Annotated in this window: 7 protein-coding genes; 4 read left to right on the top strand and 3 right to left on the bottom strand. The window is 54.7% G+C overall.

Going from position 1 to position 12,764, the window contains the following annotated elements; all coding sequences use genetic code 11:
- Nucleotides 1–139 precede the first annotated feature (139 nt).
- On the top strand, nt 140–661 hold the full coding sequence (locus LX87_RS24825) for a hypothetical protein (protein WP_111630989.1): 522 nt from the start codon (nt 140–142) through the stop codon (nt 659–661).
- 217 nt (nt 662–878) lie between these two features.
- Here the strand turns inward: LX87_RS24825 and LX87_RS24820 are convergent, their stop codons facing one another.
- Entirely contained in the window at nt 879–2,630 is a 1,752-nt protein-coding gene (locus tag LX87_RS24820; protein ID WP_111630988.1) for a T9SS type B sorting domain-containing protein, read from the bottom strand.
- 668 nt (nt 2,631–3,298) lie between these two features.
- On the opposite strand from LX87_RS24820, the gene LX87_RS24815 reads away from it, so the two are divergent.
- The 3 genes from LX87_RS24815 (at nt 3,299) to LX87_RS24805 (ending at nt 9,282) form a co-directional block, all read left to right on the top strand.
- Entirely contained in the window at nt 3,299–6,397 is a 3,099-nt protein-coding gene (locus LX87_RS24815) for a SusC/RagA family TonB-linked outer membrane protein (protein ID WP_111630987.1), read from the top strand.
- Nucleotides 6,398–6,484: 87 nt separating this feature from the next.
- Nucleotides 6,485–7,945, top strand: a complete 1,461-nt coding sequence (locus tag LX87_RS24810) for a SusD/RagB family nutrient-binding outer membrane lipoprotein (protein WP_111630986.1) — start codon at nt 6,485–6,487, stop codon at nt 7,943–7,945.
- A 68-nt stretch (nt 7,946–8,013) separates the two neighbouring features.
- The gene (locus LX87_RS24805; RefSeq protein WP_111631060.1) at nt 8,014–9,282 is read left to right on the top strand and encodes a dipeptidase; all 1,269 of its coding nucleotides are present in this window, start codon (nt 8,014–8,016) and stop codon (nt 9,280–9,282) included.
- 96 nt (nt 9,283–9,378) lie between these two features.
- Here LX87_RS24805 and LX87_RS24800 read toward each other — a convergent pair whose 3' ends face one another.
- Complete coding sequence (locus LX87_RS24800; RefSeq protein WP_111630985.1) at nt 9,379–10,560, bottom strand: acyl-CoA dehydrogenase family protein; 1,182 nt, start codon at nt 10,558–10,560, stop codon at nt 9,379–9,381.
- A 78-nt stretch (nt 10,561–10,638) separates the two neighbouring features.
- Nucleotides 10,639–12,720, bottom strand: coding sequence for a discoidin domain-containing protein (locus tag LX87_RS24795; protein ID WP_111630984.1), 2,082 nt, complete (start codon nt 12,718–12,720; stop codon nt 10,639–10,641).
- Nucleotides 12,721–12,764: the final 44 nt, after the last annotated feature.

Here is a 12,764-nt window from a genome sequence, read left to right as displayed (position 1 = left end):
GGCACGGCACTCCATAATATATTAAATCCTGAAACCGTTGCCTATTATAGGGCATAATAGCCCGACAATCCCCAAATAATTGCATACCTTGCGTTCGAGTTTGTACCCTTAAAATTTCTATCCTTTAAACACCTGAATCATGAAGAAAGCCATTCTGCTCCTGCTAATGAGCACCTCCATTCTCCTGAGTTGCAGCAAAGACGACGACGATACCCCCGCCGTTAAAACCAAAGCCGAAATGATCGCCCAAACCTGGGAAATCCAAACCGGCGCCATAGGACTAGGAGCCATTCCTCCGACCACGGGCTATACGAAAGGCACCCCAGGATACTTAGTGGATATGAGCAAATTCCGGCTCCAATTCAAAAACGACGGTACCTTTGTTCAAACCAGCCTGGATGGGACCTCGACAACCGGCACTTGGGCTTTGTCGGAAAACGACACAAAGCTGACGCTGACAACGGCCCAAATCCCAACGCCTGATTCCTGGAGGATTGACAATCTTACAGAAAAGAACTTAGATATTAGTCGGGATATTGCGGGTGATTCAACAGCCCCTGGCGACCTGTATTGGAAAAACCTGATCGATAATTTTGGCGTACCAGGTTTCACTTCTGCAAATGGTGTCAAAATCGTTGTTAAAACCATTCCGGTTCAATAAGTCAATTCCGTATTAAAATCACAAAACCGCACCGGGGCGCAGGCTTCGGTGCGGTTTTAGTTTACACCTGACCCACCGTTTTGGTTTCTTCATGCAGCAAAACCGTTGATTGAATCCCATCGCCCGGATACGGCCTTCCGGGTTTCGTCGCCGAGAACATCGATCTGGACGGCCTGAAAGCCCTGCTCGAACACAGCGGAAACTGACCAAACCAACGTCAGTGCAGCAGCATAAACGAACCCCGGTGCTCGTCGACTTTACCGTTCAGAAAAGCTACTTTAACCCTGAACGTATACAGCCCGCTCTCCGACGCCATGCCCAGGTAGTCGCCCTTCCATCCGTAGGCGGGGTCGGAAGCCGGGAAATGCTGCTTCCGGAAAATGACTTCACCCCAGCGGTTATAAATGGTAAAGTCCTGAATCTCGGTGACGCAGTCGGAACCCAGAACCAGAAAAATGTCGTTCTGGCCGTCGTTATTGGGCGTGAAGGCGCTCGGCGTGTGAATGGTGCAGTCGCCAATGCGAATCTCAACCGACGCGGTTTTCTGGCAGTTAAAATCCATATCCTCGACCGTCAGGGTATAGCGGGTCGTCTCCTCCGGATTCGCCACGGTAACCGGGCAGGTGGGGCAGGCCAAACCGTCCGTTGGACTCCAGCTATAGCGGTAATTGCCCGTCGAAGCCATCCTGGCCCGAAGCTGGGCCGTGGCGTTGGGTCGAATGATGGTGTCCGGATTAACCGAAAGACTGATGGTATTGATGAGTAACTGCGTCGTCACAATGCTGTCGCAAAGCGGGTCGGGTCGGGCAATTCGGGTGTCGAAAGAACCCGCCGTTCGATACACCGTTGTACCCAAGGTATAGCTCTCTCCGTCACAAATCGTCACAGTTTGGGTGCTGCGCGCCAGCGGGCGAACGGTCAGGATGGTTTTCACCAGGCTATCGCAGACATCGGCGCCCCGTCTGATACGGGTCAGGTAGGTTCCGGCGGTGCGGTAGGTCGAATCGCCCACGGTGTAGGCATCGCCCTCGCAGATCGAAGCCGTCAGGGGTTCGGGCTCGGTTTGCGCATCGAAGCTGACGGTATGATTCAGTTGAAATTCACAGTCTTCGTTCAGGCTCGAAAACGGTTTCACTTTCACCCAATAGCGGGCTCCCTGCACCGGATTGATGGCAATGGCCGACGTTGTGGCCCCGGTATTCCAGACGTAGGAAGCAAAGCCGTCGGGCGCTTTCAGCGTCATGGTTTTATCCACCAGCGAGCAAAACAGCGCCGGTTTGATCTCGGCTTTCAGGCATTGGGCGTCAAAATACGCGTAACCCACATGCCGACGTTCCGTGCAGCCGTGTACCGTTACTTCCACCGTAATGGTCTGACCGACGTAATCCTGGAGGCTGATGGCGCCCGTCGTCCAGTTGCGATACCGGATGGCGCCCTGATTTTTAAAACCGGTGATGGTTCCGGCGGAGGTAACATTATAAAAACTACAGCCGATGGTTGCGCCGTTCTGGGTGGTGATGCGGATATTGAATTCGGGCTGCTGCCAGTCTGAATGGTTCGGATTTTCGAGAATGACGGCAAACCGGTATTGAAACAGGGTGTTGTCCGGCGTTACCACGAAGGAACCCCGTATCCGGTCAAACCGGCCGCCCCGGTTGACGTTGCCAATCCGGATGGAGTGCGTACTGCCGGGTGCCACCATCGGAATGGCTTCGGCGGTGATGCGGGGATCGTTGCCGTCGCTGAGGCTTGTAATCCGGTGGCCATTCTCAAAACGACCGGTCACCTCGTTTTCATACACCACTTTCCTGTCGAAGTCTCGAATGGTGCCGTTCAGCAACGTCCAGCCGTGCGTCGTGCCTTCGTCAAATCCGACGTTGGAACAATCCAGCCCCTGTCCGGCGGCATAGAGGGCGGTGCTTACCAGCCAGTAAACCAGTAGGAAACGGAACCGTAGAATACCTGTCATACACCGGATGTTTTGCACCTGATTCTGCCTTGCTACTACGCGGAAACGCAACGGGCTGTTGCAAAAAGTTATCCCCTATTTACCAGAACAGACGGACAGTATACCGGGACGGTTCCGGTTGTCTCTTCTAGTTACTGACTTAAATCCCGGTAACTAATCAACAGGATTCCTGTGGCACCGATACGGTCCCAACTCTCCAGAAGACCACGGCCCCTCGCATAAGCTTAACGTACCGCATATTTAACCATTATTTACACAACCCCGACTCTGCCAACCTGTCCATAGCCGCCTGGCCGATCTTAAAAAATCATACTTTATTGCACCATAAAAAGTAAAACAAAATCAGACCAATAGTATACCTAAACAAAACACAACAATTCCACAATTAAAACCTGTATTATTCAAATTTTAAAGATAAAAATTTTTATTATTTAAATAATTTTAAAATTTTATTTGGTTATCATATTAATGTTATTTTAACTTGTTACCAGAATAAAATACGGTATATCATTAAATATAAATGCATATGTATGGTTAATTTCAAACAATACACAATCATACATACACTTTTTACTTAAAACCAAAAGTATCAATTTATAGAATTCTTACATCCAGTAAGCTCAAATAATCCTATTCATCTCACTTCATTAAATAATTTTTAACTGTCTATGAGAAGAGCCTCTACCTCTTGCTTCCTGCTGCTTGCCATGCTGCTAAGTCTGGCCAGCGTTGCGCAGGATATTGCCCTGAAAGGAAGGGTTGTATCCAAAACAGACGGCGCAGGTTTGCCCGGTGCCAACGTCCTGATTAAAGGAACGACGATCGGGAGCACGACCAACTCCAACGGAGAATTTACCCTGAATACACCGGCCAATGCCACCCTCATCGTTTCGTTTATTGGCTTCAAACCCACGGAGGTAGCCGTTAGCAACAAAACCATGCTCACGGTTACGCTGGACGAAGATGCGGCCCTGCTTGGCGAAATCGTGGTAACGGCCCTCGGGATTACCCGCGAAAAGAAGGCCCTTGGTTATTCCGTACAGGAAGTGAGCGGCAAACAACTGACACAGGCCCGGGAAACCAACCTGGTCAACGCCCTGTCGGGTAAAGTAGCCGGGGTGCAGGTGACCAACTCCAACGGTGCGCCGGGCGCTTCGTCGCGGATGGTGATCCGGGGGGCCAGCTCCATCGGCAGCAACAACCAGCCGCTGTTTGTGGTAGACGGTGTTCCCATCGATAACGGCAACTACGGTTCGTCAACGGCGGTCGACTACGGCAACGGGGCCGGTTCGCTCAACCCGGATGATATTGAGTCCGTAAGCGTTCTGAAAGGGCCGAGTGCCGCAGCCCTGTACGGTTCGCGCGGGGCCAACGGGGTGGTGCTGATCACGCTGAAAAGCGGAAAAGGTAGCCGGGGCGTTGGCGTTTCGGTCAACTCCAATACGGCTTTCGACAGCCCGTTCCGGCTGCCCGAATGGCAAAATGAATACGGGCAGGGCGGTAAAGGGCTGTTTTCGTACGTCGATGGTCGGGGCGGTGGCGTCAACGATGGGGTTGATGAAAGCTGGGGGCCAAAACTGGATGGCCGCCTGCTTCCGCAGTTCGACTCACCGATTGGTCCGGACGGCAGACGGGTTCCCACGCCCTGGATTGCTCACCCGGATAACGTCAACCAGTTTTTCGAAACCGGTCGGACACTGACCAACAACATTTCCATTACGGGGGCCAGCGAGAAAGGCGATTTCCGGCTGTCGGCAACGGATCTGAACCAGACCGGTATTCTGCCCAACACGGACTACAAACGCCGGACGTTTGCCCTCAACGCAGGCTGGAACCTGACCAAAAAACTGAGCATTCGCGCCAGCGGAAACTACGTCAAAGACGGCAGCGACAACCGCACCAACTGGGGTTTGTACTTCATCTGGTTTGGTCGGCAGGTCGATATGGAACAACTCAAAAATTATCAGGCTCCGGGCAGCATGTACCAGTACAACTGGAATTACAATTACTGGACAAACCCCTACTACCAACTGAACGTCAGTGCCCGCGAAAACGAACGCGACCGTCTGTTTGGCAACCTCTCGGCGACGTACAAATTCACCGACTGGCTCAGCCTGACCGCCCGTTCGGGAACGGATTTTTACAACGACCGGCGGAAAACCAAAAATGCCGCCCGGACGGCCAACCTGTTCGACAGCTACAACGAAGAGCAGATTTTCGTTCAGGAATCCAACTCCGACTTTCTGCTGAACGCAACCCGCAAATTCGGTGACATCGACGTGACGGCAAACATCGGCGGCAACCACCGTCGGAACTACTACCAGCGGAATTATACCGGGGCCGCGGAACTCGCCATTCCGCGCGTCTGGAACATCGGAAACTCCCGCCAGCGTCCGGTAACGGATAATACCGGCTACAATCAGCGGGTCGTCAACAGCCTTTACGCGTCGGCCAACCTCGGTTTCCGGAACTACCTGTTTGTGGACCTGACGGCCCGCAACGACTGGTCGAGTACGCTGCCCGCCAACAACCGTTCCTACTTCTACCCCTCGGCGGCCGTCAGCGCCATTCTGACCGATATGTTCAGCATCAATTCACCGGTACTGTCGTTTGCCAAAATCCGGGGCGGTGTTGCCCGCGTCGGAAACGATACCGACCCGTACAACCTGATGCAAACCTACGCCTACGCCAATGCCTGGGGCAGCACGCCCGCCCTGGCCGAGAGTAACGCGATGCTGAACGCCAACCTGAAACCGGAATTAACGAATTCGTACGAAGTGGGGGCCGAAGTCAAACTGTGGCATAACCGCGTGGGGCTGGATGTGACGTATTACAACAAACAGTCGTTCAACCAGATTCTGAAAGTGAACGTTTCCAACGCAACGGGTTTTGCCTCCAAACTGCTGAACGCCGGCCGGCTGGAAAACAAAGGGGTTGAAATTCAACTATCGGCCACACCGGTTAAGGCGGGTCCGTTCCAGTGGGATGTGGTTCTGAACTGGGCACAAAACCGCAACAAGGTAATCGAACTGGCGGAAGGGCTCACGACGTACCAACTGAATCAGGACATCAACATTCGCGGTATGGGGGTGGAAGCCCGCATCGGCCAGCCCTACGGAACGTTCTTCGGACAGGGCTTCCTGCGCGATCCGAACGGCAACATCGTCTACAGCGGAGGCATTCCCCAACTCGACCCCGTCCGCCGGATTCTCGGCAACTTTACCCCTAAATGGATCGGCGGTATCCAGAACACGTTTACCTACAAAGCCCTGTCGCTGAGCACGCTGATCGACATTAAACAAGGTGGCGATATCTTCTCGCAGTCCATCAACATCGGTCGGTATACCGGCGTATTGAAAGAAACTACCCGGGGTCGTGAAGACGGTATTATTGGCGAAGGGGTGAAAAACATCGGTACGGCGGCAGAACCCAACTACGTGCCCAACGACGTGCGGGTTTCGTCGGAAGAATGGCACCACAAATACTACTCGCTGACCAACAACGAAGGCACCATTTTCGACGGCAGCTTTGTCAAACTGCGGGAAGTCCGGCTGAGCTATGTCCTGTCTGGTCAGGTGTTCAAGCGCCTGCCCTTCCGCGACATTGCCATCTCGGTGGTAGGCCGTAATCTGGCGCTGCTGCACAGCAAGGTGCCGCACATCGATCCGGAAACGAGCTACTACAACGACGGCAACCTGCAAGGCATCGAAAACGGACAGATTCCAACCACCCGGTCCATCGGCTTCAACATTGGTTTCAATTTGTAACATCCGTTGACGGTTTTCAGCAGACACTGTGGTGACTAGCCAAAAGCAACAGGAAGCGAATACCGTCAGCCAACCCGACAAACTTGTATGAAACAGACTTATTTTTCTTTCCGATATAAAGCCGTGGTGGCCGTGCTCTTTCTGAGTCTGTCGTCCTGCACGGAGAATTTTGACGACATCAACACCAACCCCAACAACCCCACCACGGCTTCGGCGGACCTTTTTATGCCGCACGGTATTCAGAGCGCGGTTGATGTGTACTGGGGTGGTTCGCTGGGGCAGGACATCGGCTCCGGTATTTCGCAGCACTGGGCGCGGATTCAGTACACGGACGTGGATCAGTACACAATTTCCAACGACATCATCAGCAATAGCTGGCGGGATTTTTACATCGAGTCGCTGGCCGACTACCAGCGGATTTACAAAATCGGAGCCGAAACCGGCAACACCAACTACCAGGCCGTAGCCGTCATTCTGCGTTCGTGGGTGTTTTCGCTGTTAACGGACACCTACGGCGATATTCCCTACAAAGATGCCGTTCTAGGGCTGGAAGGCACACTTCAGCCTAAATACGACGCCCAGAAAGACGTCTATGCCGGTCTGGTGGCCGAACTGAAAGGAGCCAGCGACCTGATCGACGCAGCCGACAAAAGCAAAGCCATCGGTGGTGACATTCTGCTAGGCGGAGATCTGACTCGCTGGAAGAAGTTTGCCAACTCGCTCAGCCTGCGCCTGTTGCTGCGGATGCTGAACAAAGCCGATGCGCCCATCGACGTGAAAGCGGAGATCAACCGGATTCTGAGCGATCCGGCCAAATACCCGGTGCTGGCTTCCAATGCCGACAACGTTCAGTTGAATTATCTGGCGGCTGCCCCCAACAACAACCCGATCAACGAAAACCGCAAAACCCGCGACGACCACCGGGTGAGTGCCACGCTGGTGAACAAAATGCTGGCGCTGGGCGACGCCCGGCTGGCGGTGTATGCCGACCGACCTGCCGACGGTGGTGAGTTTAAAGGCGTTCCGAACGGTTTGTCAGCCTCGGATGCCAACGCGCTGGGCTTGTCGAAAACCTCAAAAGTCGGAACGTATTTTACCAGCGCAACCGCCCCGGGTGTGATCATGAGCTACGCCGAACTGCTCTTTATCAAGGCCGAGTTTGCGTACAACGGCATCACGGCTGCGGGCAATACCGCCACGCTTTACAACAGCGCCATTACGGCTTCGCACGAGCAATACAAGCTGACGGTTTCACCGGCTTACCTGACCGCCAACGCTCTGAAAGAAGGAGCCGTCGGGTATACCCAACTCATGGAGCAGAAATGGATGGCCCTCTACGGTCAGGGACTCGAAGCCTGGGCCGAATACCGGCGCACGGGCATTCCGGCACTGACGCCCCCCGCCCTGAACACCAACAACGGCGTTGTGCCGACGCGCCTGCCGTATCCGGGTTCCGAAGAGTCGCTGAACTATACCAACTTTGATGCGGCCCTGAAACGTCAGGGAGGCCAAAACGATAAAAAACTCAAACTCTGGTTTGCCAAATAATTCCTTCGAAAGCGGGTGTACCAATGGCATACCCGCTCCTGTTTTCCACTTCTAATCAACTGTTTACGATGAAAAACTGGTTATACCCTACCCTTCTGGCCTGCCTGAGTACCGGTGTTTCGCTGGCTGCGGATGACGACAAAGAACTGCTGAAAAAAGCGAAGAAGATTCACGAAAAAGCGTTCACGGTGGACACCCACGCCGATACGCCCATGCTGCTCTCGCGCGGTGGTTTTGATGTTACGAAAGAAAACGACCCGCGCACCACCAACAGCAAGGTAGATTATCCACGGATGCGGAAAGGTGGTCTGGATGCTATTTTCTGGGCGGTTTATCTCGGTCAGGGACCGCGCACCCCGGAGGGACACGAAGCCGCCAAACAGAAAGCGCTGGGTATTTTTGATGCGATTGAAACGACGCTCAAGAAGACCAGCAGCGAAGCCGAACTGGCCACCACGCCCCAGGACGCCCTGCGCATCGGTAAAACCGGCAAACGCGTTATCTTTATCGGCGTGGAAAACGGCTACCCGATGGGCCACGACATTTCGATGCTCAAAAAGTTTTACGACCGGGGTGCCCGCTACATGACGCTCTGCCATTCAAGCAACAACGACATCTGCGATTCCTCCACCGATCCAAAAGGTCCCGAATACCAGGGGCTGAGTCCGCTGGGTGAGCAGGTGGTGACCGAAATGAACCGGCTGGGCATGATGATCGACGTGTCGCACGTTTCGGATTCAACGTTCTACGACGTAATCCGCCTGTCGAAAGTGCCCATCATCGCGTCGCATTCGGGGGCCAAAGCCGTCTGCGATCACCCGCGCAACCTGACCGACGACATGCTGAAGGCGCTGGCCAAAAACGGCGGGGTCGTGCAACTCAACCTGCTGAGCGATTACGTCAAAACCATCCCGCCCAGCCCCGAACGCGAAGCCGCCCAGAAGGCCCTGTTTGAGAAATGGGGCGTGAAAGACCGGCGTTCGATGATGGGGGCCATGAGCAAGCTGTCGGAGGAAGACCAGCAGAAGGCCCGGGCCGAATTCATGGACCTCAACAAAAAGTACCCCGCGCAACTGGCGACGGTCAAAGATGCGGTTGATCACATTGACCACATTGTCAAACTGATCGGGATTGACCACGTGGGCATGGGTGCCGACTTCGACGGTGGCGGTGCGCTGGCCGACTGCTTTGATGTGAGCCAGTACGAAAACTTTACCGTGGAATTTGTCCGGCGGGGTTATTCCCGAAAGGGTATCGAGAAAATCTGGAGCGGCAATTTCTTCCGGGTCATGAAAGCCGTCGAGAAAGGGGTAACAACGGAGATGCTCGGCAAATAACCGGTTTAACCGTTTCCGAAAAGCTTTAGTATGTTTTTAGCCTAAAATGAAAAGGTGGTCTGCTGGGCCACCCTTTTTCTTTTGGACCAAAACCGTTTACTTAAACGCCGGAATCCCGGTAATCTCGTTACCCAGAATCAGCAGGTGAATGTCGTGGGTGCCCTCGTATGTAACCACCGATTCCAGGTTCATCAGGTGGCGCATGATCGGGTATTCACCCGAAATACCCATTGCTCCGTGTATCTGCCGGGCTTCCCGCGCCACGTTCAGCGCCATTTCGACGTTGCTGCGTTTGGCGAGCGAAATCTGGGCTGTAGTGGCTTTCCCCTCGTTTTTCAGAACACCCAGCCGCCAGCAGATCAACTGCGCTTTCGTAATCTCGGTGAGCATTTCGGCCAGTTTCTTCTGCACCAGTTGAAACGACGCGATAGGCTTTCCGAATTGCTGCCGTTCGAGCGCGTACCGCCGGGCGGAATCGTAACAATCCATAGCCGCTCCCACCACGCCCCAGGCAATACCGTACCGGGCCTGATCCAGACAACGCAACGGCCCTTTCATACCGTCGGCTCCGGGCAGCAGATTTTCCTTAGGTACCTTCACGTCCTGAAACACCAGTTCACCCGTCGCGCTGGCCCGCAGTGACCATTTGCCGTGAATTTCGGGCGTTGAAAAACCGTCCATACCGCGTTCCACCAGCAAACCCCGCACCCGGCCCTGTTCGTTTTTGGCCCAGACCACGGCCACATCGGCCACCGGCGCGTTGGTGATCCAGAGCTTGGAACCGTTCAGCAGGTAGTAATCGTCGTGCTCCACAAAGGAGGTCTGCATTCCGGCGGGGTTCGAACCGTGGTCGGGTTCGGTCAGCCCGAAGCACCCCAGCAGTTCGCCCGTGGCCAGTCGGGGCAGAAACCGGCGCTTCTGTTCGTCGGACCCGTACGCGTAAATCGGCCACATCACCAGCGAACTCTGTACCGACACGCAGGACCGCATGCCCGAATCGCCCCGCTCAATTTCCTGCATCATCAGACCGTAGGAAATGGCATCGAGTCCGCCCCCGCCGTACTCCGTCGGAAGCGTCGGACCGAAGGCCCCCATCTCGCCAAACTTCCGGGCCAGCGATTTCGGAAACGCTCCACGCTGGGCGCATTCTTCGATAATGGGGCTGATTTCCCGGTTGACAAACGCCCGCATCGACGCCCGAACCAGCTTCTGTTCTTCCGTCAGCAGTTCGTCGATTCCGTAAAAATCGGGGGCTTCAAAGCCTGTTGAATGTGCCATCGTTTAAAAAGAAAACCCGTCAGGCTGGGCAAAAGATTGCGCGAACCTGACGGGCATAGGGTTGTTGATTTCGTAGGGTTAGTTTACCAGCACGCCCAATTCCGCAGCCGACGCCCAGTTTTCATTCTCGTTCACCGACGAAAGGGCCATGAGTTTGATGAATTTGGCTTTCTGCGGACTGGCAAACGGCACTTCCTGTTTCACCGGGTTATTCCGGATGTTGGCAAACGCCTGTTTTTCCAGAACGGGTTTCCAGTCGGTACCGTTTTCGCTCACGTAGAAACTGTACTGGTAAATCGTGCCGCCGTTCTGACCGTCCTGACGGGGTGTATACGTAAAACCTTTCAGGTTCAGCGTCTCGCCCAGGTTCACCACCAGTTCGTGCGGGTATTTGGCGCTTCCCTCCTGCCGTCCGGTTTGCCAGATGGTGCGCGGATTGGAGTCGATGGCGCGGCTGGCCGCATTCCGCAGTCTGTCGTCACTGGCCACCACCGACCACTTTTCGGGTGCCAGATCAAACGAAGCCGGAACGACTTCCGACGACTCCGCACCGTTTTTGATAAACGCTTTGGCTTTGATGGTGCCTCCTTTGGCGTAGTTGAACGGGGCCGTGTAGCGGGTCGATGCCAGCGTCGGTTCCGAGCCGTCGGTCGTATACCGGATAACCGGGTCGGCTACTTCGGAGGTGATGGTTACCAAACCTTGCTTATTGCGCGCAATTTCGGGGTTCGACAGCAGTTCGGTCGCTTTGTACAGGGCGCATTCCGCCAGCACCGGGCAGGCATTGGATTCCAGAATGGTCACCCGGACCTTCGTCGTTTTCAGGGTCGGGAACACCAGAATGCGCTTGTAGCCGATGGTGGTCTGCTGGTCGATGGTTTCAAATTGCTTGCCGTTCCAGGCTTCCACTTTGAAGGATTTGACGCGCTGCCCCAGCGGGATGTATTCCTGCAGGACAATCCGGTTGATCTCCGTCGGTTTGCCCAGATCGATCACAAACGAGCCCTGCCGAACGGCATCGTCGGTGGTCCAGTAGGTGTCGTAGTTACCGTCCAGCAGGTTTTTGGCACCAAACCGCTGGTCTTTGCCCCGCACCGCCGAAGCCGTCACGGTTTTGCCCAGCGCCAGATTCGTTTTGAACGACTCGGCCACGGTTTTGCGGAATTCCATCAGACGGGTCGAATCGTTTTTGTGAATCAGCCCTTCGCGCGAAACCGGCACATTCAGCAGCAGATTTCCGTTGCGGCCCACCGACGAATAATAGATTTTCATCAGGTGGGTCAGGGTCTTCACCCGGTCGTCGGTGTCGGGGCTGTAGAACCAGCCCGGCCGGATCGACACATCGACCTCCGCCGGAATCCAGTATTTTCCGTTTTCATTACCGGTGTTGAGTACGTGCGTCGGCGGGGCGGCACTGCCCATTCCAAACCCGTCGGTGTTCAGCGTCGACCAGTTGGTTTCGCCCGCAATTCCGCTTTCGTTGCCCATCCAGCGGCAACCCGGACCGATATCACTGAAAATGATGGCCTTGGGCTGGTGTTTATACACCACACCCCGGAACAGGTCCCAGTCGTACTCCTGCCGTTTGCCGTTGGCTCCTTCGCCGTTGGCCCCGTCGAACCACTGTTCAAATACCTCGCCGTAGTTGCTCAGTACTTCGTCGAGCGTGTTGGCAAAAATCTGGTTATACTCCGGCGTTCCGTAGGCGGGATGGTTACGGTCCCAGGGCGAGAGATATACCCCGAATTTCAAACCGTATTCCTTGCAGGCGTCGGACAATTCGCGCAGCACATCACCCTGACCGTTTTTCCAGGCGCTTTCCCGTACGGTATGCTTGCTGAATTTGCTGGGCCACAGACAGAAGCCGTCGTGGTGTTTGGCCGTGATGATAATGGCCTTCATACCAGCGGCTTTGGCCGTGCGGGCCCATTGGCGAGCATCGAGTCTGGTGGGGTTAAATACCTTGGGGTCTTCATCGCCGTGGCCCCATTCTTTGTTGGTAAACGTGTTCGGCCCCAGGTGGATAAACATATAGTACTCCATCTTCTGCCACTCAACCTGTTGCGGACTCGGCAGGGCGCCGTAGGGCGCGGGCGGAGCGGTTTTTTGTGCAGATAAACGCAGGGTACTGAGTAAAATCAGGAAAAAAGTCTTTTTCATTAGAACGTGGATTTCATCAGGCAGAAAGAGACGCCGGTTTCTTC

It is taken from the genome of Larkinella arboricola (assembly GCF_003259745.1).
GTDB classification, from domain to species: Bacteria; Bacteroidota; Bacteroidia; order Cytophagales; family Spirosomataceae; genus Larkinella; species Larkinella arboricola.
This window is presented reverse-complemented; position numbering and strand designations above follow the sequence as displayed.

Excerpts from the sequence above, each read along its gene's own strand:
- LX87_RS24825 (WP_111630989.1), top strand. The coding sequence starts at position 140 with ATGAAGAAAGCCATTCTGCTCCTGCTAATGAGCACCTCCATTCTCCTG.
- LX87_RS24820 (WP_111630988.1), bottom strand. The coding sequence starts at position 2,630 with ATGACAGGTATTCTACGGTTCCGTTTCCTACTGGTTTACTGGCTGGTA.
- LX87_RS24815 (WP_111630987.1), top strand. The coding sequence starts at position 3,299 with ATGAGAAGAGCCTCTACCTCTTGCTTCCTGCTGCTTGCCATGCTGCTA.
- LX87_RS24810 (WP_111630986.1), top strand. The coding sequence starts at position 6,485 with ATGAAACAGACTTATTTTTCTTTCCGATATAAAGCCGTGGTGGCCGTG.
- LX87_RS24805 (WP_111631060.1), top strand. The coding sequence starts at position 8,014 with ATGAAAAACTGGTTATACCCTACCCTTCTGGCCTGCCTGAGTACCGGT.
- LX87_RS24800 (WP_111630985.1), bottom strand. The coding sequence starts at position 10,560 with ATGGCACATTCAACAGGCTTTGAAGCCCCCGATTTTTACGGAATCGAC.
- LX87_RS24795 (WP_111630984.1), bottom strand. The coding sequence starts at position 12,720 with ATGAAAAAGACTTTTTTCCTGATTTTACTCAGTACCCTGCGTTTATCT.